At 63.7% G+C, this 22050-nt stretch carries 20 protein-coding genes; 7 read left to right on the forward strand and 13 right to left on the reverse strand.

Translation table 11 applies throughout. The features are described from left to right. Nucleotides 1-3 precede the first annotated feature (3 nt). The 6 genes from HG250_RS10710 to HG250_RS10735 form a co-directional block, all read right to left on the reverse strand. Complete coding sequence (locus HG250_RS10710) at nt 4-1704, reverse strand: preprotein translocase subunit YajC (RefSeq protein WP_240957071.1); 1701 nt, start codon at nt 1702-1704, stop codon at nt 4-6. Beyond that, the gene (locus HG250_RS10715; protein ID WP_170005308.1) at nt 1688-2767 is read right to left on the reverse strand and encodes an AAA family ATPase; all 1080 of its coding nucleotides are present in this window, start codon (nt 2765-2767) and stop codon (nt 1688-1690) included. The genes HG250_RS10710 and HG250_RS10715 overlap by 17 nt, the downstream gene beginning before the upstream one ends. A 10-nt stretch (nt 2768-2777) precedes the next feature. After that, on the reverse strand, nt 2778-4298 hold the full coding sequence (locus HG250_RS10720) for an XrtA system polysaccharide chain length determinant (protein ID WP_170005309.1): 1521 nt from the start codon (nt 4296-4298) through the stop codon (nt 2778-2780). 16 nt (nt 4299-4314) lie between these two features. Beyond that, nucleotides 4315-4956: an XrtA/PEP-CTERM system exopolysaccharide export protein gene (locus HG250_RS10725; RefSeq protein ID WP_170005310.1), complete on the reverse strand. Its 642-nt coding sequence runs from the start codon at nt 4954-4956 to the stop codon at nt 4315-4317. Between the two features lie 186 nt (nt 4957-5142). Then, entirely contained in the window at nt 5143-6369 is a 1227-nt protein-coding gene (locus HG250_RS10730; protein WP_170005311.1) for a pyridoxal-dependent decarboxylase, exosortase A system-associated, read from the reverse strand. Continuing rightward, complete coding sequence (locus tag HG250_RS10735) at nt 6366-7916, reverse strand: acyl-CoA ligase (AMP-forming), exosortase A system-associated (protein ID WP_170005312.1); 1551 nt, start codon at nt 7914-7916, stop codon at nt 6366-6368. The genes HG250_RS10730 and HG250_RS10735 overlap by 4 nt, the downstream gene beginning before the upstream one ends. A 44-nt stretch (nt 7917-7960) precedes the next feature. Here HG250_RS10735 and HG250_RS10740 point away from each other — a divergent pair, with 44 nt between their 5' ends. From HG250_RS10740 to HG250_RS10755, 4 genes are all read left to right on the forward strand, one after another. After that, nucleotides 7961-8959 (forward strand): GNAT family N-acetyltransferase, encoded by a 999-nt coding sequence (locus tag HG250_RS10740; protein ID WP_240957072.1) that lies wholly within the window; start codon nt 7961-7963, stop codon nt 8957-8959. A 74-nt stretch (nt 8960-9033) separates the two neighbouring features. Further along, entirely contained in the window at nt 9034-9348 is a 315-nt protein-coding gene (locus HG250_RS10745; RefSeq protein WP_420821329.1) for an acyl carrier protein, read from the forward strand. 59 nt (nt 9349-9407) lie between these two features. Continuing rightward, the gene (locus HG250_RS10750) at nt 9408-10031 is read left to right on the forward strand and encodes an alpha/beta hydrolase family protein (protein ID WP_170005314.1); all 624 of its coding nucleotides are present in this window, start codon (nt 9408-9410) and stop codon (nt 10029-10031) included. Beyond that, nucleotides 10028-10801, forward strand: a complete 774-nt coding sequence (locus HG250_RS10755) for a hydrolase 1, exosortase A system-associated (protein ID WP_170005315.1) — start codon at nt 10028-10030, stop codon at nt 10799-10801. Before HG250_RS10750 ends, HG250_RS10755 begins: the two co-directional genes overlap by 4 nt. Here HG250_RS10755 and HG250_RS10760 read toward each other — a convergent pair. Genes HG250_RS10760 through HG250_RS10790 form a run of 7 tightly spaced genes read right to left on the reverse strand, consistent with a single transcriptional unit; the run spans nt 10774 to nt 18700 of the window. Further along, nucleotides 10774-12018 (reverse strand): class I SAM-dependent RNA methyltransferase, encoded by a 1245-nt coding sequence (locus tag HG250_RS10760; protein ID WP_170005316.1) that lies wholly within the window; start codon nt 12016-12018, stop codon nt 10774-10776. The two genes, HG250_RS10755 and HG250_RS10760, sit on opposite strands and share 28 nt — an antisense overlap. Further along, entirely contained in the window at nt 12000-13436 is a 1437-nt protein-coding gene (locus tag HG250_RS10765) for an NAD(P)H-hydrate dehydratase (protein WP_240957073.1), read from the reverse strand. Before HG250_RS10765 ends, HG250_RS10760 begins: the two co-directional genes overlap by 19 nt. Further along, nucleotides 13381-13749 carry a hypothetical protein gene (locus HG250_RS10770; RefSeq protein WP_170005317.1) on the reverse strand — a complete coding sequence of 123 codons (369 nt, stop codon included), beginning with the start codon at nt 13747-13749 and terminating at the stop codon, nt 13381-13383. The genes HG250_RS10765 and HG250_RS10770 overlap by 56 nt, the downstream gene beginning before the upstream one ends. Further along, entirely contained in the window at nt 13736-15457 is a 1722-nt protein-coding gene (gene ilvD, locus HG250_RS10775; protein WP_170005318.1) for a dihydroxy-acid dehydratase, read from the reverse strand. Before ilvD ends, HG250_RS10770 begins: the two co-directional genes overlap by 14 nt. 42 nt (nt 15458-15499) lie before the next feature. Further along, nucleotides 15500-16222 carry an N-formylglutamate amidohydrolase gene (locus tag HG250_RS10780; RefSeq protein ID WP_170005319.1) on the reverse strand — a complete coding sequence of 241 codons (723 nt, stop codon included), beginning with the start codon at nt 16220-16222 and terminating at the stop codon, nt 15500-15502. Next, complete coding sequence (locus HG250_RS10785; protein WP_170005320.1) at nt 16219-17031, reverse strand: 4-(cytidine 5'-diphospho)-2-C-methyl-D-erythritol kinase; 813 nt, start codon at nt 17029-17031, stop codon at nt 16219-16221. The genes HG250_RS10780 and HG250_RS10785 overlap by 4 nt, the downstream gene beginning before the upstream one ends. A gap of 22 nt (nt 17032-17053) precedes the next feature. Beyond that, nucleotides 17054-18700 (reverse strand): electron transfer flavoprotein-ubiquinone oxidoreductase, encoded by a 1647-nt coding sequence (locus HG250_RS10790; RefSeq protein ID WP_170005321.1) that lies wholly within the window; start codon nt 18698-18700, stop codon nt 17054-17056. An 86-nt stretch (nt 18701-18786) separates the two neighbouring features. Here HG250_RS10790 and HG250_RS10795 point away from each other — a divergent pair, with 86 nt between their 5' ends. The 3 genes from HG250_RS10795 to moaB are packed head-to-tail and all read left to right on the forward strand — an operon-like array spanning nt 18787 to nt 21890. Beyond that, entirely contained in the window at nt 18787-19590 is an 804-nt protein-coding gene (locus HG250_RS10795) for a uracil-DNA glycosylase family protein (RefSeq protein WP_170005322.1), read from the forward strand. 42 nt (nt 19591-19632) lie between these two features. After that, complete coding sequence (locus HG250_RS10800) at nt 19633-21363, forward strand: lytic transglycosylase domain-containing protein (protein ID WP_240957074.1); 1731 nt, start codon at nt 19633-19635, stop codon at nt 21361-21363. Beyond that, nucleotides 21363-21890, forward strand: a complete 528-nt coding sequence (gene moaB, locus HG250_RS10805) for a molybdenum cofactor biosynthesis protein B (RefSeq protein WP_170005324.1) — start codon at nt 21363-21365, stop codon at nt 21888-21890. The genes HG250_RS10800 and moaB overlap by 1 nt, the downstream gene beginning before the upstream one ends. Nucleotides 21891-22050 lie beyond the last annotated feature (160 nt).

The following is a 22050-nucleotide window of genomic DNA, read 5'->3' on the forward strand; positions in this document are numbered from 1 at the left end:
CCGTCAGAAATCGTAGCGCAGGCCGAGCAGCGCGGATGCGGTGGTCAGATCCTGCCCGGCAAAGTCGCTGTCGAGACGATCGATAGCGACGGCAGCCCGGGCGGACAGACCGGCCCTGATAGAACGCCGGTAAGCGGCCGATGCCCCCAGGATAGTGCCGTCGCCCGCGATGGTGCCAGCAGCGCTTCCTTCACTTTCGAACCATTGGGCATAGGCATTGAGTGAAACGCTGCTGCGCGGGCCGAGCCGCCGGTCGGCGAATGCGGTCAGATAGAAGTTTTCATCCACCGTGCCATCGGCAGCGGCCAGGACCGTGCCGGGCACACCGAAGAAGCTGCGCCGGTCGTATCCCGCGCCGATGCCGGCCGTGCTTCGGCCGATCTGGCGCGAATAGCTGGCGGCGACACCCCGGTTGCGGAAAGTTGCCGCGCGGATCGATCCGAACGCGCCCGAAAGACAGCTGCTGCCGTCCTGCCCGGCGACACAGCCGGTGATGTCGCCGGTCAGCGGATTGCGATTGGCGGCGAAATTCGTCGGCAATGCGGCAAGCGCGCGGTTCAACTGTCCGCCAAAGCCCGTGACCGTGTCATAGACTGAGACGCTGAGATTGCTGCGGGTATCGGGCGCCCATGCGAAGCTGCCATAATAGGTGGTGGAATCATACCGCCTGCCAAGATGCGCTTCCAGGGTGGTGCGCGTGCTCGGCCGCCACAACACCCCGACATCCCAGATCAGGCCATCGGTGTCATAGGCGATCCGGCGCCGCGCGCCCGTATCGACAAGCACGCGACCGTCATTGCCGATGATTGGGACGCCTGCATCGTCGAGCAATGCGGTTCGGCCGGAAATCTCCACATCTTCATAGCCGATACCGCCGAGGAGGGCGAGCGTCGGCGAGAGCGGCACGGTGACATCTGCGCGGGCGTAAATATCGCGCACGCGTTGATCGAAATTGGAGATATCCTCCTGCGTGAAGCCCGCGCCCAGCGCGACGCCCACCGGCAGGGGTTCGCCGGGCCGGGTTGCGGCGCGGATCGCCGCGGTCTGCACGACGCTTTCGTCGAACAGATCCACCTGGCGGACAGTACCGGGCAGGCCGATATCCGCTTCCTGCTCGATGCGCGTGTAACCCACGCGGTAATTTCCCTCGATCTGGACGTCGCCAGCCTCGGTCCGCAAATTCGGCCCGGCATAGGCGGTATAGACCCGGCTGGAGGCATCGTTCGTCAACAGGGACGCGCCACCGCCGTTCAGGCGCGTGCGGGAGGCAAGCGCGCCGCCCTCGATCGTCAGCGTATCGGGCACAATGGTCGCATAACCGCGCGCGATACCGCTCAGGATGTCGCTGTCTGCAGCATTGTCCTCATAGGCAATGTTGCGGGCATAGCGAAGCGACACCGATCCACCATTGTTGCGCCCGTTGACCGCCGCGTCCACCCCGGCGGCGAGCTGCGTATAGGTGACGACATCATCGCCCGGAGAGATTTCCGCAAGGATGATCTGCGATATTTCGATGTAAGGTTGCACCTCCACACGGCCCGAGCCGCGCTCCCGATGTTCATCGCTGCGCGCCTCTCCTGAATATGGCTGGCCCAGGCCGTCCTGCGCCAGTGCAGGCACCGCCAGGGCGCCCGCGAGGCCGAGCGGCAGAGCCAGAGACATAAAGGCGCGCAGCGGCGTCATCTGTTCAGTCCATGTCCGCATGATACGTTCCGAAACGGCGGCCGCTGGGGCTGAAATCCGCTCCGTTCAGCAGCAGCTTGATATCTGCGCAGGCCGACAGCAGATGACAGGCGTCCTCCAGCGCGTTGCGGCCCGTCCGGTCAGCCCGTGCGACGAGGACCGTCTGCCCGGCATGCTTGGCGAATTCCGCCGCAGGCGAGGCGGCGAGCGTCGGCGGAGAATCGACGATAATCATGCGGTTGGCCGCGTTTTCAGTAAGCCTGCCGAATGTCAGCGCCATCCGATCGCTGGCGAGAAGATCGGTTTCATCCAGGCCCGCAGAGCCGGCCGGAAGGACGAACAGGCCGTCTATGTCGGTGCGAATGACCAGATCTTCCACCCTCACCTCAGGGTCGGCCAGAGCGTCCATCAGTCCCCTGCCCGCTTCGAAGCCGAACGATCTGCTGATCGAGGGTTTGGCGACGTCGCCATCGATCAACAGGATCTCCGCGTTTCGTTCGGCTGCCATGGCGATGGCCAGATTTACGCTGCAGAAGGTCTTGCCCTCGCCCGGTAAGGGAGATGTCACGAGCACGATGCGGGACCGATCGGTGCCAAGCGCGCGGGCACTCGAAAGCAACTGCCGCTTGGCTATGCGGAACTCTTCCAGCAGCGTGCTTGCCTCGCCGCCCGGTTCGATGAAACCCTGCTCGGCCAGATGCTGGCGATCTACATGCTGCACCTGCGCCGGAAACCGGACCGGTTCGCCGGTCGGCTCGGCGGGTGCTGCCGCGAAATCCCGCTGGGGCCGGATCGTGGAAACCTGCGCAGAAACAGCCGCAGGAGTGCGCGCGACGACCTTCGGCGCAGCACGGCGAGCGCGTTTTGGCGTGGCAGTCGGCAGATCGGCAAGGCTGCGCCGGGGTGCGGCGGGCTTGAACGGATCGAGGCCGAATTGTCCGCTGGCCCGTTCGAACAGCGAGGCACCGGCAGGCCGGCGCGTTTCCTGATCCTTCCCGAACGAAGGATCACCGGCACGTTCTGCAGCCTTCCCGTTCGGCGCATCCTCGGAGGAGGGTAACGGAATGTTCCTGTGCTCGGTCATGACAATCCCCTCAAGCCACCATGCCGCGCTGGACGAATTCCGCGGCCAGCAGCACGACGAACATACCGAACAGCGCCGCGCTGCCCGCAACGAACATCCGCAGGCGTTTCGCCCGCCGCAGGCGCGCGGTGCGGGTCAGGCTGGTGGATATGGTGCCGATTACCGGCAGGTCCAGCGCACGTTCCAGACTGCCCGCAGTCGCAAAGGTGGACCGAATCTGCGCCAGCAGCAGCACCGTGCCCACCCCTGCACCGATGCCCGCGATCAACACGCCCAGCAGCAGCAAGGGCCGGTTCGGGGCGGCAGGCACGCGGGGCCGGGTCGGCGGATCGATCACGTCGAACTGAAAGCTGGACCGCGCATTTTCGACCTGGCCGCGCAGCCGCATCTCCTCGCGGTCCTTCAGCAGTTCATCGTAATTGGTTTTCAGCACCTCGTAATCGCGGCTGATACGATTGGCTTCTGCAGCGAGGCCGGGTTCCGAAACCTGATCGGCTGCGACATTTGCGATTTCGGCCTGCATGGCAGCCTTGCGCGCAAGCAGCGCCTGCACATTGGCCGACCTTTCTGCCTGGATGGACAGGAGCGAGCTGTAGGCCGGGTTCGGCGAACCGGTGGCGCCTGTGCCCTCATTCGCAGCCTGACGCTCCAGCAAGGCGATCTGGCGTTTTTGCGCCACGATGTCGGGATGCTGGTCGGTCAGACCGCGAGCCTGCAGCCCGGCGAGCTGCGACTGCGCCTGGATCAGCGCCGCACGTGCGCCGCCGATGGTGCCGGGCGTCACCAGCGTGCGCGGGGTGCCGGCAAGCTGCCCGTTGATGGCGGCCAGCGCGCTCTGCGCCGCAGCCAGATCGGCATTGATGCCGCGCATTTCGCTGCGTGAAGACTGAAGACGTGAAGAGATCGCCATGGCGCCGCCGATCAATTCGGGATTCCGCGCCTCGAAGGTCGTGCGCTGCAACTCTGCCGCCTCGAGCTCGGTCGCCCGGGCGGCAAGCTGCTGATCGAGGAAAGCGATGGTTTCGGCCACTTCGCCGCGATTTCCGGCATAATTGTTCTCGCGGAAAATGTCGATCAGCTTCTGCACCACGTCCTGCGCCAATGCAGCGTTTTCGGCATCGCTCAATTCGGATCGGCCGATGGTCGCCATCAGTTCGAACAGGCTTTCCTCGCGGTTCACGACCGTGATGTTTTCCGCCAGCCTGGCGATCGCCGCTTCCATCTCGCGCTGAGTCGCGATGTCCTCACCAATCCGGGTGGAGCGAATGACTTTCTCAAGATTGACCGCGCTGGTCAGCGATTGCCGCACGCGCTGGATGTCGCGGCCGGTATTGCCCGAAATGCCGATTTGTTCCGACAACACGTCGTCCAGCTGCACCGAGATGCGCGCGCTGGACTGATAGGAATTCGGAATGGTCGCCACGACCAGCCAGCCCAGCAGGCATACGCCCCAGGCTATTGCGAGCGCGAGCCAGCGACGGTTCCATACCGTATGCAGGGCGACGCGCGCCTGACCGAGCACTTCGTTCATCGTTGCAGGCCCTTGTTCAGAACATGCTTTCGGGGATGATGATGACATCACCGGGCCGCAGCATGACATTGGCGGAACTGTCGCCCTTCTTCAGCAGATCGCCCAGTCTGAGATCATATTCTGCCTGACTGCCGGTCTGCTTGTCGAACCGGATCAGCTTCGCCCGGTTGCCCGCCGCGAATTCGGACAGGCCGCCCACCGCGATCATCGCGTCGAGCACCGTCATATTGGCCCGATAGGGAATGGATGCGGGCTGTTCCGTAGCGCCGACGATTCGGATCTGCTGGCTGAACGTACCGGCGAATTTGTTCACGATGACCGAGACGATGGGTTCCTCGATATATTTCGCCAATTGCAGGCGGATGTCGTCCTGCAGCATCGAAGGAGTCTTGCCCACGGCAACCATGTCGGTGACCAGCGGAATGGTGATGCGCCCGTCAGGACGCACCTGGATATCTTCCGCACCCAGTTCCGGATTGCGCCAGACGTGGATCGTCAGTTCATCGAGCGGGCCGATGACGTAATCCTGGCTCGGCCCCTCCTGCAGCGCAACGAAATCGGCGGGCGGCAATTGCTGTCCGCTGCCCTGCGCGCAGCCGGCCAGGGCCAGAAGGCCGAGAATGGCAGAAAGGAGAGACAGCAAACGAAACTGCGGCATCGGAGAAAATCCTGATCATCTGAGGTAGGAACCGGTGGATACGCGAGGGATTTCGCGGGCCAATGGTCCTGAATTGCTCTGGCTCATTCCGTCATCGCCAGAAAAGGTGAATATACCGTTAGGGCTGATTGGCGAAGCGTCGCAATCGCGGTGCAGTCCTGAAATGGGACGCATCGATGGCGCATTTCAGACCAGCATTTCTGCTGCCGGTCCCTGCCCAAGAAATGCGGTGGGGCTGGCACTTGCCCCATAGGCCCCGGCGCAGAACACGGCCACGAGATCGCCCACATCGGCATGGGGAAGATGCGCCTTGTCCGCCAGGCGGTCGAGCGGGGTGCAAAGACATCCGACGACATTGGCGACCTCCGTCGGTTCGGCGTCGAACGCCTTGACGAGGGCGAGCGGATAATTGCGGCGCACGACCGTGCCGAAATTGCCCGAAGCGGCCAGTTGGTGATGCAACCCGCCATCGGTGACGAGATAGATCTGGCCATGGCTGATCTTGCGGTCCACGATCCGGGTCACGTAAACACCCGCTTCCCCCACCAGATACCGGCCCAGTTCCACACAGAACTCAGTGTCGGAGAATGCGTCCGAGGACACGGCCATCCGTGCTGACAGGGCTGCACCGATCCGCTCCATATCCAGCGCTTCGTCGCCATGGAAATAGGGGATGCCGAAACCGCCACCCAGGTTGAGCTTCGGCAGCGGCGTTCCGATCGCGTCCGTCAACTCGCCAGCGAGAGACAGCACATTATCCTGCGCCTCGATGATGGCGCCGGCATCGAGCGACTGGCTGCCGGTAAAGATATGCAGGCCCCGCCATTCGGCACCCTGTCCGATGATGGTGCGGGCGAGCGCCGGCACTCTTTCAGCATCGACGCCGAAGGGTTTGGCTCCCCCGCCCATCTTCATGCCGGAACCCTTGAGCTCGAAATCGGGATTGACCCGAATGGCGAGCCGGGGCCGGATGGCGAGGGTCTGCCCCATGGCAAGCGCGCGGCGCGCCTCGCCTTCGCTCTCGAGGTTGAGCGTGACGCCGGCGGTGATCGCGGCCTCCAGTTCGGCATCGCGCTTGCCCGGCCCGGCGAAACTGACGCGGCGGGCATCGATGCCGGCCTGCAGGGCCAGCGCCAGCTCTCCTCCGGAAGCGATGTCGAACCCGTCGACCTCTTCTGACATCATTTCGAGTATTGGGCGATATGGGTTTGCTTTTACAGCGTAATTGATCTGGACATCTTCTGGCAGAACCTGCCGAAGATGCGCGATGCGCTGCAAGATAGCTGCTCTGGAATAGATGAAGATCGGCGTGCGGCCAGCCTTTTCGACGAACTCTTGCACCCGGCGTCCATCAAAGGACAGTTCGCCCCCCATGGCCTGGTAGAACGGCGGTATGGGACCAAGTGGTTTCAATTCGTCAACTCCTGCAGAATGTCCTGCCTGATCGCGGGCCGGTCCAGCTTGCCATTGGGATTGATCGGGAAATCGTCACGCCAGTGGATCATGCGCGGTTGCATGAAATTCGGCAGCATCTTTGCCAGGCGGGCTGGCAATTCACGCTCCGCAACATCGCGCGGCCCGGCGGCGCGCGCGGCGAGATGCACCGCCTGCCCAAGGCGCGCATCCTCGACGCCGAGTGCTACCGCATCGCGAACCAGACCTGTCGCCATGGCGGCATCCTCGATCTCTTGCGGACTGATGCGATTACCTGCGCTCTTGATCATGGCGTCACGGCGCCCGACGAAATGCAGCAGACCATCCGCGTCGCGCCGCACCCTGTCGCCCGACCATACCGCGGTGCCGCCATAGCGGCTGCCCTTCGGTGCAGGTCTGAAGCGTTCGGCGGTGCGCACCGCATCCTGCCAGTAACCCTGCGCGACCAGGGGGCCGCAATGCACCAACTCGCCTTCCTCATCGACGGCAGTTTCGTTGCCCGCGCCATCGATCACGAGAATTTCCGCATGCGGGATCGGCCTGCCCATCGAGGTTGGATGGCGGTCGACCAGATCAGGATCGAGATAGGTAGAGCGAAAGGCTTCTGTCAGTCCATACATCGGAAAAAGCCTGGTTCCCGGTAGTTTGCTACGCAATCTTCTCACCAGTTCTTTGGTCAGGGCACCCCCGCTGTTGGTGATCCGGCGCATCGTTCCTGCCACATCGTCAGGCCACTCCAGTTCCGCAAGCTGCATCCATAGCGGCGGCACCGCGGCAAGCGTCGTGATCGAATGACGGGAACAGGCCTTCACGACGTCTCGAGGCAGGAGATAATCGAGGGGAACGACACAGCCACCTGCAATCCATGTGGAAAACAGCTGGTTCTGTCCGTAATCGAAGCTGAGCGGCAGTACGGCCAGGGTGCGATCGTCGGCCGCCATGCCGAGATAGTGTGCCACGCTTACGGCACCCAGCCACATGTTTTCATGGCTCAGCATCACGCCCTTGGGCTGCCCGGTGGACCCGCTGGTGTACAGGATTGCCGCAAGTTCATCCGGCGAGGCTGTCGAGAATTCGCGCTGGCCATCCGCTGCATAGGCTTGGGCAATCGCATCCTGTTCGGACATGACGATGCAATCATCGGGGAGGTCGTCAGCGCTCAGGCTGTCCACCCGCGCCGATGTACCCAGCAGCATGGAGGCGCCGCAATCCCTGAGGATATAGCCGACCTGCAGCGGTTTGAGGAGCGGATTGACCGGCACATGCACCAGCCCCGCCCGCGCTGTCGCCAATGGCATCAGGCAGGCCAGTTCCCCCTTCGCCGCCCAGGTGGCGACCCGCGCGCCCGCCGTATCGACATGCTTCGACAGAAAGGCTGCGAGCCTTGCTACACGCTCTCTTAATTCACGATAGCTAAGCGTGCCGTCACGAAGCACCAACGCCGGAGCGTCGCCTGTCCCGCACTCCGCCAGATGGTCGATGGGGCGGCAGAGTTGCTCCGGCTTAGGATAAGGGACAGACGGCATGGATGCTCCGGCAAACGGAAAATTCGGAAGAAAGGGAACGTGACTTGATTTCGACCAGCTATCACGAGACTGTTAAGGTCTTGCAAGGGGCTGGGCATGACGGCACATCTCCTTTCGACAGGCTGGAATGGCTCTACCTGCTTGAGAAGCATCGACCTGCAGGCGGCGGAAAGCCCTTTATTGCGACAGCATCCGATGATGCCGCCACGGTCGCCCTTCCCTTGCGCAAAGATGGTGGCCGGCTGGAACCGCTGCGGAACTGGTACAATTTCACCTGGCGACCGGTCTGGAGAAGCGATGCCGGAGCCGACAGGCTCTGCACCGCCCTGGCAAGGGATCTGCGCCGGCATGCCTATCGGCTGACCCTGTGGCCCTTGCCGGAGGAGGATATGACCGCATCGCGCCTCGCGGCGGCCTTCCGGAAAGCTGGATGGCAGGTGTATATGTCACTATGCGACCACAACCATATCCTGCGTTTGGGCGATCGCAGCTTCGCGGAATATTGGGCTGACAGGCCCGGCCGGATGCGATCGACCCTGCAGCGCAAGGGCAAGAAGGTCCGGACCGAAATAATCACGCGATTCTCGCAGGATGTATGGGACAGCTACGAAACCATCTACGCCGATAGCTGGAAGCCCGCGGAGGGCGATCCTGTCATGCTCAAGGAATTTGCAGAAGCGGAAGGCCGGGCCGGCAGGCTCAGGATGGCGACCGCCTATCAAAGCGAACAGCCTGTCGCGGCGCAGTTCTGGACGGTGGAGAACGGCATCGCCTATATTCACAAGCTGGCTCATGTGAAGGCAGCCAATCCCCTGTCGGCCGGCACTACTCTCACGGCGGCATTGTTGCAGCATGTCATCGACAATGACGGGGTCGCGCTGGTGGATTTCGGGACAGGCGACGATGCCTACAAGAAGGACTGGATGGAGGACGACCGGCCACGCTATCGGCTGGACTGCCTGGACCCCTGGCAGCCACGCGCCTGGCCTGCCCTTGCAAAGCGCGCAATCGTGCGGGTTGCACGCGGTAACGCACGGGGGTAGGTGGCGATCCGCCACGAACGGGAATCGCAATCAGATGCAGCGCTGCAGCGCTGCCGTCGGAGAGGGGACCAGCGATGACAGAAGAAGCCGCCGATCAGGTCGGGGAAAGCGCGGCAATGGCGCCGGACCGTCATACGCTGGATATCCAGTTGCGATCCATTCTTGCCGACATCCTCAACCTCGACGCGGATCGCGTTGCCGGTTTCACGAATGCCACGGGTCTGTTCGGCCATCTGCCAGAACTCGATTCGATGGCTGTCGCAGGTCTGCTGACCGAAATGGAAGACAGGCTCGACATTCTTATCGAGGACGACGATGTCGATGGCGAGATGCTGGAGACCTATGGCGGTCTGCTGGTTTTTGCCGAAGCAAAGGTCATCGGCAACTGATCGAACCTGCCTTTATATCCTGGTCCTGCCCCGCCCCGGATGCAGCCAGAAACGACGAGATGGCCGTAGCCCTCGACAGTGGCAGCCGCTTGCGTCTGGTGATCCTGCCGGCCCTGTTCGACGAAGCCAACCGGATGCGGAAGTTCACGCTGGACGTGATGCGCACGCTTGGCACTGGCGGTATCGACACTTTCCTGCCCGACCTGCCGGGGTGCAATGAGAGCCTTGCCCCGCTGCGGGCGCAAACGCTTTCATCCTGGCGCGAAGCCGCAGATCGTGCGGTGCGATCCTTCGGCATCAGCCATGTCCTGACGATCCGGGGCGGCGCGCTGCTCGCTCCGGCCGGTGTTCCCGTCATCGCTTATGCGCCGGTTACCGGCGCAAGGATGCTGCGTACCATGATGCGCGCGCGGTCCATACAGGCGCGGGAAGCCGGACACGAGGAAAGCCTTGCCAGCCTCGCCGACACGGGCCGCAAGGATGGGCTGGACCTCGCCGGCTGGCCCATCGGTGCCGGGATGTTCCGCGAAATGGAAGATGCCGTGCCCGTCGCGGGTGCTTGCGCGACGATTGATCAGGGCGATCTCGGCGGCCCCGGCCTGTGGTTGCGCGCAGAGCCCGGGTCGGACGCCCTCCAGGCCGAAACTCTCGCCAGCCTCGTTGCATCGGCAATGCAGGCATGAGCCGCCTGCACCTCACCTTCCCATGCGAAGGAAGCCGCCTGGCGGGCACCATCGACACCGCACCGGGCCAAACGGGTCTGCTGATCGTGACCGGGGGTAACGAGATACGGTCCGGCGCGTTTTCGGGCCAGGCGCGATTTGCCGCGACGATTGCCCGGGCAGGCTTTCCCGTCTTTCGCTACGATCGGCGGGGCGTGGGCGACAGCGATGGCGAGAACCGCGGGTTCCGTTGGGCCGGTGCCGATCTCACCGCCGCCCTCGCCGGCTTCCGTGCCATCAGCCCGCAGATCGTGCGCGTCGTGGGCTTCGGCAATTGCGACGCTGCCAGTGCGCTGATGCTGGCGGCAGGTGGCGGATGCGACAGCCTGATTCTTTCGAACCCGTGGACTATCGAAGATGGCGACGACACGCCGCCTCCTGCGGCGATCCGTATACGTTATGCAGAAAAGCTGCGCAATCCGCGCGAATTGATGAGGCTGATCAGGGGGCAGATCGATATTGCCAAGCTGGCCGGTGGATTGCGCAAGGCCGCCGCTGCAAAAGCAGGGCCGACCTCCCTGGCGCAGGAGATGCAGGCAGGGCTCGCCCGCTTCGATGGTCCGGTGCGCATCCTGCTGGCAACGGCCGACCGCACGGCGCAGGCGTTTGCGGAAAGCTGGCCCGCCGATGACGAACGCATCCGGCGCTGCGAAGATGCGACCCATGCCTATGCCGAGCCGAAATCGGCAAGCTGGTTAGTGGATCAGACCTTGCTCGCGCTGCGGTCCTGACGCAGGAACAGGCTGGCGAGTTCGACATGGGTCGACCAGCGGAACTGTCCGATCGGCCGCAGTTCCTGCAAGGTGAAGCCCGCCTCCACCAAGACCCTGGCATCGCGTGCCCAGCTCGCCGGATTGCAGCTGATGTAAATGACGCGTTCCGCCTCGCTCTCGGCGATCCTCGCGATCTGCTCGCGCGCGCCTGCGCGTGGCGGATCGAGCAGGACGCCTGAAAATCTGTTCAGTTCCTCCGCCATCAGCGGGTTGCGGAACAGGTCGCGATGCATGGTAAACACGGGGCGTCCGCTGCGACCGGCAGCGGATTTGCAGGCCAGATGCGCCTCGCGCGCCGCTTCGACGGCCAGCACCTTGCACCTGTCCGCCAAGGCGAAGGAGAATGTGCCGAGACCGGCGAAAAGATCAACGACGGTATCGCAGTCGCCAAGCCAGTCCCTTGCTGCCTGCACCAGCGCAGCTTCGCCATCGCGCGTAGCCTGCAGGAAGGATCCGACCGGGAAGGGCACGGCCACGCCGCCGAGCATCACGGTGACCGGCTCGGGCTCCCACTGCGGTTCCGGCCCGTAGCCATTGTCGATGGTAAGCCGCGCCAGACGATGTTCCCGCGCGAAGTCGAGAAGTTCCTCGGTCTGCGCCAGCCCTTCGAGGGAAAGACCCGTAAAACCGCAGTCGATGCCGTGATCCGTCAGCGACATTTCGACATCCACGGCAAACTTGCCCTTTCGCCGCGACAGGAGCTGCCGGACAGGATCGACCAGTGCGAACAATGCTTCGTCCAGGATATGACATTCATGCATGTCGACGATGCGATGCGATCCGCTTTCGCGAAAGCCAATGGTGGCGCGCCTGCCTCCGCTGGCGGCATGCAGCGTCGCCCTCCGGCGGCTGCGCGGCGGCGAAAGATGGGCAGGCGCAAGAGTCGCGGGGGTAAGCCCCTGCCCTTCCGCGGCATTGCGTACACGGTCCGTGACGAAATCGCGCAAGGCCTTATCGTCGAGATGCTGTAGCTGACAGCCGCCGCATTGCGGAAAATGGCGGCATGGGGGCGAGGCATGATGCGGGCCGGCGACGATCGCGCCATCGGCCATCAGCAGATCGCCGGGTGCCGCGCCGCCTGCGTGGCGTCCATCCGCCGTCACGCCATCGCCCCTCGCCGCGACGCGGACGATCGGCACCGCTTCGGTGCTGGCGCTCACGACAGCGAAGCCCATGCATCGGCGGCGCGGTCCGCCAGCATTCCGGCGGTGAAAGCGGGACCGGCCAGCCGGGCTGCCGCCGCGTGAAGGGCACAGCCCTGTTCGGCAGCGGCAACCGCGTCGATCCCGGTCGCAAGTCTGCTGGCGATCATGCCCGCAAGAACATCGCCGGAGCCTGCTGTCGAAAGCCATGATGTCGCCGGCGGGCAGAAGATGATTTCACCATCGGGCGAAGCGATGACGGTATCCGGACCCTTGGCGATTACCAGCGATCTGCTCGCCTTCGCCAGCGCCTGCGCCCGCAGATGCTTCGCGCCCGTGCCGGGGAGCGACAATCTGTCCCCCAGGACCTGCAATTCTCCTTCATGCGGAGTCAGGATCGTCTGCGTCTCACGGGTCTGCAGCATCTCAGGCCGCAGCAGAGCCAGGCCATCGGCATCGATCACGCAAGGCCGCGCCAGCGCCAGCGCCTGCCTCAGCCGGTGTGTCGCCCCCTCACCCCTCCCGAGACCCGGGCCAACGAGGAGAGCGGAGATCCTGCCATCATCCAATGCTTCATCCAGCGGCGCCTCCACGATGACGAGTTCCGCAGGTGCATCGGGATGGGAATGGCTGGCGAACAGCTTCACGTAACCCGCACCGCTTCGCATGGCCGCCTGTGCAGCCAGCAAGCCGGCACCGGGCATCTCGCCACCAACGATCGCCAGCAGACCACGGGTGTATTTATGGCTTCCGGATTCCGGCGGATGAAGGCGTGGGCGCTGCGCCAGGCGCATTGCAGCATCGGCCACGATCCCGATGTCGGCAAGCCGGAGCATACCCATGCGGGCCATCGCGGGCATCAGGAAATGTGCCGGTTTCCATGCCCCGATCGCGACGGTGAGATCATAGCTGATGCAACTTCCGAGCAAGTGCCCCGTATCGCTGTCGATCCCGCTCGGGCAATCGACAGCTATCGCAAGAGCGTGGCTTTCGTGCATGGATCGCAGCAATTGCGATAGGCCGTCGCCCAGTTCGCGGGTCTGGCCAACGCCGACCAGACAGTCGACGAACACTCCGCCCGGACGTTTCTTCCATTCGCTGTCGATCGCGCCATCATATATCCGGCGGGCGGCCGTTGCCGTGTCGCTCTTCGTGCCGAGAGGCGCGACGACCGTCAGGTCGAGCCCTCGCCGGACGAGTTCATCGGCAATGATGAAACCGTCGCCGCCATTGTCTCCCGGGCCGCATAATATCGTTACCGGACGACCGGCGGCCATCCGCCAGACAAATTCGGCAACCGCCGTCCCGGCCTGCTTCATCAGGTCGAGCGCGGATTGCCCGCGAGCCATCAATGCGGCTTCGGCTTCGCGCATCGCTGGTGCACCGAGAACCGGCTCAGTCCGCATCATCTGCCCCATTGCGCGTCGCAGGGAATCGATAGCGGTCGCCATCCACCGCCACTTCCAGGATATCTCCGTCGAGCAACCGTTCGAGTTCGCCGGCACCATCGGCGGAAACGAGGCCGCGACCGTCGCGTGCCTCTTCCATGCGCCGGAACCCGCCGCCGGGATGTCTTATTATCAGATATTTGCCATTGGCAACTGTCACGGTTTCGACCTGGCATTCAGAGGTCATTCCTCCCCCGTCCAGCGAACATTCTATCGCCCTGGCACCCGGATCGGCCTGAGCCTGCGTCGGCGGATTGCCGCAGGCAGCCACGCCGGCCGCAAGGACGAAAGCGACGGCGAAATCAGATGTCGGCATAGACATGGGTTTCCGCCCGCGCGCCGGGATGGGTAACCGCGCCGCCATAGGCCGGCCCGACATTGCGGGCATAGCGCCACAGGGCACCCGATTGATAATCATTGCTGCGCGCCTGCCAATCGGCCCGCCGCCGGTCGAGTTCCTGCGCCTCGACATCAAGATCGATCGTACCTGCTTCGGCGTCGATGGTGATGATGTCTCCATCCCGCACCAGCGCGATGGGGCCGCCATCGGCAGCCTCCGGCCCGACATGGCCGATGCAGAAGCCCCGCGTGGCGCCCGAAAACCGTCCGTCGGTAATCAGCGCCACCTTCTCTCCCATGCCCTGCCCGTAAAGGGCCGCGGTGGTGGAGAGCATCTCCCGCATGCCCGGCCCGCCTTTCGGCCCTTCGTATCGGATGACGATCACGCTGCCTTCGGCGATATCGCGATCTTCCACCGCGCGAAAGGCATCCTCCTCGCAATCGAACACGCGTGCCGGCCCCGAAAATTGCAGCCGCTCCATGCCCGCGACCTTCACGATCGCACCATCGGGAGCCAGCGTTCCCTTCAGGCCGACCACCCCGCCCGTAGGGCTGAGAGGCGTTCTGACGTCGTAGATCACTTTCTGATCGGGGTTCCAGGTAATCTCTTCCAGATTTTCACCCAGGCTCCTGCCTGTCACGGTCAGGGGTTCGGGATCGAGAAACCCGCCATCCAGCAGCGTCTTCATCAGCATGTAGACCCCGCCTGCATCATGCATGTCGCGCGCGACATAGCGCCCCCCCGGCTTCAGATCGGCGATATACGGCGTGGATTTGAAGATCTCCGCCACGTCGTGCAGGTCGAAAATGATGCCGCATTCGCTGGCCATCGCCGGCAGGTGCAGCGCCGCATTGGTCGACCCGCCAGTGGCCGCGACAACCCGGGCCGCATTTTCAAAGGCGGCGCGGGTGCAGATGTCGCGGGGTCGCAGGTTCACCTCCAGCAGATGCATGACCTGCCTGCCCGCCGCCCGGGCAATCTCTTCACGTGATTTGTAGGGTGCAGGGGCCATGTTACTGTTCGGCAAAGACAATCCTATCGCCTCGCCGACGCAGGCCATGGTGTTGGCGGTGAACTGTCCACCGCAGGCGCCGTGGCCGGGACAAGCGACTTTCTCGAGCGCGGAGAGATCCTTGAGCGGGCAGTTACCGGCTGCATGCTGGCCCACGGCCTCGAACACGTCGACGACGGTGACATCTTCGCCCCTGTAGCGTCCGGGCAGGATCGATCCGCCATAGACGAAGATGCTCGGCACGTTCAGGCGCAGCATCGCCATCATCATGCCGGGCAAGCTCTTGTCGCACCCCGCGAAGCCGACGAGTGCGTCGTAGCAGTGGCCGCGAACCGACAGTTCGACCGAATCGGCAATGACCTCGCGGCTCACCAGCGAGGATTTCATTCCCTGGTGGCCCATCGCGATCCCGTCGGTCACGGTGATGGTGTTGAAGCGGCGCGGCATGCCGCCTGCCTCGTTCACCCCTTCCCGGCAGATATCCGCCTGCGCATCAAGGGTGGTATTGCATGGCGCGCTGTCGTTTCCTGCAGAAGCGACCGCGACGAAGGGCCGGCCAATCTCTTCTTCGGTCAGACCCATGGCATAATAATAGGAGCGATGCGGCGCGCGCTCCGGCCCGACCGACACATGACGGCTCGGAAGTTTCATCTTGTCGAAGCGTTCTGACATAAAGTTTCCTGCACGCGCGAGGGACGCCGGCCTGCCCTGCCCTCACTCCAGCGCCAGCGCAACCCGGTTGGCCACATCGGCCAGCAACGCCGCCCATCTGGCCTGCCCGGCCTCCTCGGTAATCTGGTCCTGCCGGATCTCGACGGTCAGGTAAGGAATACCACGCGCCTCGGCATGGCGGTTCATGGTGACGTTCAGATCCTTGCCTGAATAAGGCTGATTGTCGCCTACGGTCAGCCCTTCCTCCGCAAACAGCCGGATCGCATGGCGGGAGGCCCGGTCGTCATCATTATACAGCAGGCCCACCTGCCAGGGACGCGGTTCGCCGCCGCTTTGCAATTCGGGTGTGAAGCTATGTACGGCGACCACGAGGTCCGGCTGACACTCGCTCACCCACTCGCTGAGAGCGGCGTGATAGGGCCGGTAATATTGCGCGAGCCGGCTTTCGACATCTGCGCCGATGTTGCCGGGAACGAGGTGCCCGTCACTGCTGGTCGGGACGACGGCAGGGTCGCTCTCCTCCCGGTGAAAATCGCATACCAGGCGGCTTATCGTGGCGATAAAGGCGGGGATGCCATGGCGACGGGCAAGCCGGTCGGCCACACCCTCCACCCCGATGTCCAACGCGATATGCTGCTGCATCAACGAGCCGGGAATGCCGAGCACAATATCCGCGGGCACGAGATTGGAAGCATGATCGGCAACGCAGACGATCCCTCCGCGTCTGATTGCCCCGACCTGCCGGAACGGCTTGCCGTCGATCATCGCAGCCTCCCCGTCATCTGCCACCAATGCGGGTGATCGCGAGCGATCAGTCCTGCGGCATCCGTCATGGTGCCATGGCCGTCAAACAGGGCGAAGCAGGTGCCCCCCGATCCCGACATGCGGACCAGCGTTGCACCGGTCTTTTGCAAAGCAGCCAGCACTGCCGCGATTTCCGGCACCAGTTCTATTGCGGGTGTTTCGAGGTCGTTGTGGCCCTCTCTCGCCAATCGCGACAGACGCCCCTCTGGCAAAGGGCCGCCATCCTGCCCGTTCCAGCGGGCGAATACCGCTGGCGTGGACAAGGGAATGCCGGGGTTCACCAGCAGCACCGGAGTGCCGGTCAGGTCGTTCAAAACCGGTTCGAGGATGCTACCCGTGCCGCGGCCGACACAGGCTTCGCTGCGTACGCAGGCGGGGACATCGGCACCCAGTCTGACGGCACGTTCCTGCCAATCATCGGGCAAGCCATGCATTTTCTCGACCGCCCTGAAAACGGCACCGGCGTCTGCGGATCCCCCGCCCAGCCCCGCCGCGACGGGCAGCCGTTTGTCCAGAGTGACCGCCAGCCCGCTCTGCCGGGGCAGCCGCGAAAGGGCTTGCGAGACGATGTTGCCAAGCGGATTGGTCAACTGGGCAGCGAAGGGGCCGGTCAGGTGGAAATTGTCCTGCGACGCTTCGGCAAAAGTCAGCCGGTCGCCATCATCCACGAAAGCGAAAGCGGTTTCCAATTCGTGATAGCCATCCTCGCGCCGCTTGCGGACATGCAGCGCGAGGTTGATCTTGGCATAAGCGGTTTCGGTCAGAGCCATGGTGAAACGCGCGGTCCGCGCCTCACATGTTCGGATAATTCGGCCCGCCCCCGCCTTCCGGCGTCGTCCATTCGATGTTCTGGTTGGGATCCTTGATATCGCAGGTCTTGCAGTGCACGCAGTTCTGCGAATTGATCACGAATTCAGGCTTTCCCTCTTCCACGCCGGTCCATTCATAGACGCCGGCGGGGCAATATCGCGTGGATGGGCCGCTATAGACGCCAAGTTCACTCGTCAGTTGCAATTGCGGGTCGATGACCTTGAGGTGGTTGGGCTGGTCTTCCGCATGGTTGGTGTTCGACAGGAACACCGACGACAAGCGGTCGAAACTGAGGACGTTGTCGGGCTTGGGATAGGCGATCGGCTTGTACAGGTCGGCGCGCTGCAGATGTTCGTAGTCGCGCTCGTGCTTCATGGCGACCGGCAGGCCGATCTTCAGCTGGCGCATCCACATGTCGATGCCAGCGACGACGGTGCCGAGGTCCGCACCGAAACGGGCCACGGCAGGTTCTGCATTTTGAACCTTCTTCAATTCGGTGGCGATCCAGCTCGACCGGACGGCGGCGTCGTAATCCATCAATTCGGCATGTTCCTGCCCATTGGCGATGGAACTGGCGATGCTTTCGGCGGCCAACATGCCGCTCTTCATCGCGGTGTGGCTGCCCTTGATGCGGGGCACGTTGACGAAGCCCGCCGCGCAACCGACCAGCACGCCGCCAGGAAAGGCGAGTTTCGGCACCGATTGCCAGCCGCCCTCGTTAATCGCGCGGGCACCGTAAGCGACGCGCTTGCCGCCCTCCAGTATGTCGGCGACCTTCGGGTGATGCTTCCAGCGCTGGAATTCCTGGAAAGGCGAGACATAGGGATTTTTGTAATCGAGCGCGGTCACGAAACCGATGGCGACCTGGCCGCCCGCCTGGTGATAGATGAATCCGCCGCCCCAGCTTTCGCTTTCCGACAGCGGCCAGCCTTGCGTGTGGATGACGCGCCCGGGCACATGTTTTTCCGGATCGATGTCCCACAATTCCTTGATGCCAAGTCCGTAGATCTGCGGCTGGCAGTCGGCCTCAAGATCGAAGCGATGCTTCATCTTCTTGGTAAGATTGCCACGGACGCCCTCGGCAAGGACGGTATATTTCGCCTGAATTTCCATACCCGGCTGATAGTCGGCCTTGTGCGACCCGTCCGCCGCCACGCCCATATCCTGCGTGATAACGCCCGCTGCAGCACCGCTTTCGTCGAACATGATCTCGGATGCGGGGAAGCCGGGGAAGACCATCACCCCGAGTTCCTCGGCCTTCTCGCCCAGCCACCGGGTCAGATTGCCGAGTGAAACCGTGTAGCAACCCTTGTTCGACATGAAGGGCGGCATGGCGATGTGCGGCATGGAATACTGCTTCGCCTTCGACAGCACCCAGTGCCAATTGTCGGTGACGGGCGTCTGCGCCAGCGGGCAATCCTGTTCGCGCCAGTCCGGCAGCAATTCGTCCATCGCTTTAGGATCGACCACCGCGCCCGACAGGATATGGGCGCCAATCTCGGACCCTTTTTCCAGAACGATGACCTCGAGCTCCTCGTTCAGCTGCTTCAGGCGGATGGCCGTAGCCAGCCCCGCCACGCCGCCGCCGACGATCACTACGTCGCAGGGCATCGATTCACGTTCGGTCATGCCGGTCTTTCCTTCCGATCAAATCTTTTCTAATTACTTGATTGCTGCGGGCTGCAAGGTCAAGGCCGCACCCCAGGGCCGATGCCATGAACAACCAGCAAACCTCCGACCGGCCGCACGGGCATGGCCTCGATCTTGCCGCGCAGTTCAGCGCCGTGCTGGACTGGTGGCGCGAGGCCGGCGTGGATTGCGATTTCAGCGATGACGCTACGGGTTGGCTGGCACAGGCAGAGGCGGACAGTGCGGCGAAACCGCCTGCCGCGGCAAAGGCCCGGCGCAAGCCCGCCGCCGAAGCGAAACCGCTGGCGATGCTTGGTGGAGAAAAATCCGGCTGGCCCGTCAGTTTGGACGATTTCGCCCCCTGGTGGCTGAATGAAAGCACGCTGGACGATGGCGGCACCTATCCGCGTATCGCGCCGCGCGGCCCGGCGGCCGCCGAACTGATGGTGCTGGTGGCCGAACCGGAAGCGTCGGACACGGAGAGATTGCTGTCGGGCGAACAGGGCCGTCTGCTGGACAACATGCTGGCGGCGATGAACATGGCCGAAGACGCGGTCTATTTCGCCAGCGTCCTGCCCCGCAACACGCCCATGCCCGACTGGGACGATCTGGCCGCGCGCGGGCTGTCCGAAACACTTGTGCATCACATCGGCCTTGTCGCCCCCCGGCGGCTCGTCCTGTTCGGGCGCACCATTCCGCCGCTGGTGTGGCACGACGCGCCGCAAGACCCTGCCGTTCCTCGCGAATTCACCCAGAATGGCCGAAGCATTCCTGCGCTGGCCGTGCCGGGTCTCGACCGGTTGCTGCGCAGGGGCAGCGAACGTGCCCGTTTCTGGCGGCGCTATCTCGACTGGACGGGGCCGGTCCATATACGGCAAGGAAAAGCATAAGGCATGAACGGTTTATCGATGCGACACTCACCCTTGTCGCGCATGGCAACGATACTGGCAGGAGCCGCGGCAGCCGCCGTCTGTACCCCCGCGAGCGCGACAAGCGCGGATTATTTCCAGACCCGGGCGGCCAGCCAGGCTGTGCCCGACATTCTCGGCCGCGCGGATGACGAATATTACCGCGCGCTGTTCGAGGCGATCGATCGCGAACAGTGGATCGCGGTGGAAAGCATGCTGGCCGCCCGTCCCGACGGGCCGCTGCACCAGATTGCCCAGGCCGAATATTACCTGCACGCCAACAGCCCGCGCATAGAATTGGACCGGATCGCTGCGTGGCTGGCACGAGGGACCAGCGTTCCGCAAGCGGAGCAGATGGCCCGGCTGGGAATCAAGCGCAGAATGTCCTATGTGCCCGCGCTGCCCGTAGAGCAGCCATTCGCGCGGCAGCCTTATTCGTCGAAGCGCATTCTGCCTCGCGAGACGAATGACGGCACGATGCCGGCGGAAATCTCGTCCGCCATCCTCGACCGGATCAGGAATGACGATCCCGGTTCCGCGCGCCTGCTGCTCGACGGGATCGACGCCAGCCTGAGTTCCGCCGCCCGTGCCGAATGGCGGCAGCGCGTGGCGTGGAGCTATTATATCGAGAATGATGACGCGGCGGCGCTCGCCATGGCGAATACGGTGCGGGAAGGCAGCGGCCCGTGGGTCGCGGAAGGCGAATGGGTGGCGGGGCTCGCCGCCTGGCGGCTGGGCAATTGCGACATTGCAGGCGATGCCTTCAACCGCGCGGCGACGGGGGCGCACAACAATGAACTTACGGCCGCGGCGCATTACTGGGCCAGTCGCGCCTTCGTTCGCTGCCGCTATCCCGAACGCGCTGCCGAACAATTGCGCGGCGCGGCGCGGCTGGACGAAACCCTTTACGGGATGCTGGCGCGGGAACAGTTGGCCTATGAACTCCCCGCCGACCATGCTGCACCCGATTTCAGCGGAGCGGACTGGCAGCGCCTCGGCGGCAATCAGAACGTCCAGTCGGCCATCGCGCTGGCTCAGATCGGCCGTGCCGGTCTCGCCGATGATGTCTTGCGGCACCAGGCGCGCATCGGCGATCCGCAGGATTACGACGCGCTGTCGCGTCTCGCGCGCGAAATGGGCCTTCCCGGAACGCAATTGTGGATGGCGCATAATGCGCCGCTCGGGACACGCGCCCAGCCTGCCCTGCGTTTTCCGGTAACGCGGTGGGCACCTGTCGATGGGTGGAAGATCGATCCCGCCCTTGCCTACGCCCATGCCCTGCAGGAATCGAACTTCCGCCCTGCGGTCGTCAGCCCCGCCGGTGCCAAGGGGCTGATGCAGATCATGCCCATCGCCGCACGGGAACATGCCGCATCGCTGAACATGGATGCCGCTTATGCCGACCTCGCCGATCCGCAGGTCAATCTGTCCTTCGGTCAGCGCAATCTGGAATCGCTGCGGGACAGCGGCGTGACCGGCGGATTGCTGCCCAAGATCATGGCGGCATATAACGCCGGCCTCACTCCGGTCGGCCGCTGGAACAGCGAAGTGCGCGATCTGGGCGATCCGCTGCTCTATATGGAATCGATTCCCTATTGGGAAACGCGCGGCTATGTCGCGATCGTGATGCGCAATTACTGGATGTATGAACGGCAGGCAGGTGCGGCATCCGACAGCCGCGTGGCGTTGGCACAAGGTATGTGGCCGACCTTCCCTGCGGTGACCGGCGGACGGCTGCGTGTGGGCGCACGCTGATGCCCATCGATAGATCGCGGCAGTTCCGCGCCATCAACATCGCCCTGCTCACCGTGTCCGACACGCGCACACCGGCGGACGATACCAGCGGCGACATTCTTGCCGAACGGATCGAGAGCGCCGGGCATATTCTGGCTGCACGGACAATCGTCCGCGACGATGCAGACGCACTGGTCACGCAACTGGAAGCCTGGATCGGGGAGGGCGCTATCGATGCCATCGTCAGTACCGGCGGCACCGGCCTGACCGGCCGCGATGTGACGCCCGAAGCGCTGGACCGAGTGAAAGAGAAAGACATCCCCGGCTTCGGCGAATTGTTTCGCTGGCTCAGCTACAAGTCGATCGGAACATCCACTGTCCAGTCGCGGGCCATGGCGGTTCTGGCGAGGGGAACCTATATTTTTGCGTTACCGGGCTCGAATGGCGCGGTTAGGGACGGTTGGGACGGCATTCTTGGCGAACAGCTCGACAGCAGGAACCGGCCCTGCAACTTCGTGGAGCTGATGCCGCGGTTGCTGGAACGCTGATGCGTGGCGAAACCTTCACTTGGCATGCAGCATCTAGGCTTCGTGGACAAAGCTTGACCTGAGACTCGACCGCTGATTCAAGGCTACCTTTTGGAGGCAGCATTGGGTGAGCGGGTTGGTGTGTCGGGTGACGAGTGGGCTTTGATCGGCCCACTGCTAC

Origin of the sequence: Pseudopontixanthobacter vadosimaris (assembly GCF_012979275.1) — a bacterium.
GTDB lineage: Bacteria > Pseudomonadota > Alphaproteobacteria > Sphingomonadales > Sphingomonadaceae > Pseudopontixanthobacter > Pseudopontixanthobacter vadosimaris.

Coding starts and splice junctions, on each gene's coding strand:
- HG250_RS10765 (WP_240957073.1), bottom strand. CDS start 13,436: ATGGCGACCGCTATCGATTCCCTGCGACGCGCAATGGGGCAGATGATG.
- moaB (WP_170005324.1), top strand. CDS start 21,363: ATGCCCATCGATAGATCGCGGCAGTTCCGCGCCATCAACATCGCCCTG.
- HG250_RS10735 (WP_170005312.1), bottom strand. CDS start 7,916: ATGCCGTCTGTCCCTTATCCTAAGCCGGAGCAACTCTGCCGCCCCATC.
- HG250_RS10710 (WP_240957071.1), bottom strand. CDS start 1,704: ATGCGGACATGGACTGAACAGATGACGCCGCTGCGCGCCTTTATGTCT.
- HG250_RS10770 (WP_170005317.1), bottom strand. CDS start 13,749: ATGCCGACATCTGATTTCGCCGTCGCTTTCGTCCTTGCGGCCGGCGTG.
- ilvD (WP_170005318.1), bottom strand. CDS start 15,457: ATGTCAGAACGCTTCGACAAGATGAAACTTCCGAGCCGTCATGTGTCG.
- HG250_RS10785 (WP_170005320.1), bottom strand. CDS start 17,031: ATGGCTCTGACCGAAACCGCTTATGCCAAGATCAACCTCGCGCTGCAT.
- HG250_RS10715 (WP_170005308.1), bottom strand. CDS start 2,767: ATGACCGAGCACAGGAACATTCCGTTACCCTCCTCCGAGGATGCGCCG.
- HG250_RS10725 (WP_170005310.1), bottom strand. CDS start 4,956: ATGCCGCAGTTTCGTTTGCTGTCTCTCCTTTCTGCCATTCTCGGCCTT.
- HG250_RS10800 (WP_240957074.1), top strand. CDS start 19,633: ATGGCAACGATACTGGCAGGAGCCGCGGCAGCCGCCGTCTGTACCCCC.
- HG250_RS10760 (WP_170005316.1), bottom strand. CDS start 12,018: ATGGGCTTCGCTGTCGTGAGCGCCAGCACCGAAGCGGTGCCGATCGTC.
- HG250_RS10795 (WP_170005322.1), top strand. CDS start 18,787: ATGAACAACCAGCAAACCTCCGACCGGCCGCACGGGCATGGCCTCGAT.
- HG250_RS10750 (WP_170005314.1), top strand. CDS start 9,408: ATGGCCGTAGCCCTCGACAGTGGCAGCCGCTTGCGTCTGGTGATCCTG.
- HG250_RS10755 (WP_170005315.1), top strand. CDS start 10,028: ATGAGCCGCCTGCACCTCACCTTCCCATGCGAAGGAAGCCGCCTGGCG.
- HG250_RS10745 (WP_420821329.1), top strand. CDS start 9,034: ATGACAGAAGAAGCCGCCGATCAGGTCGGGGAAAGCGCGGCAATGGCG.
- HG250_RS10780 (WP_170005319.1), bottom strand. CDS start 16,222: ATGATCGACGGCAAGCCGTTCCGGCAGGTCGGGGCAATCAGACGCGGA.
- HG250_RS10720 (WP_170005309.1), bottom strand. CDS start 4,298: ATGAACGAAGTGCTCGGTCAGGCGCGCGTCGCCCTGCATACGGTATGG.
- HG250_RS10790 (WP_170005321.1), bottom strand. CDS start 18,700: ATGACCGAACGTGAATCGATGCCCTGCGACGTAGTGATCGTCGGCGGC.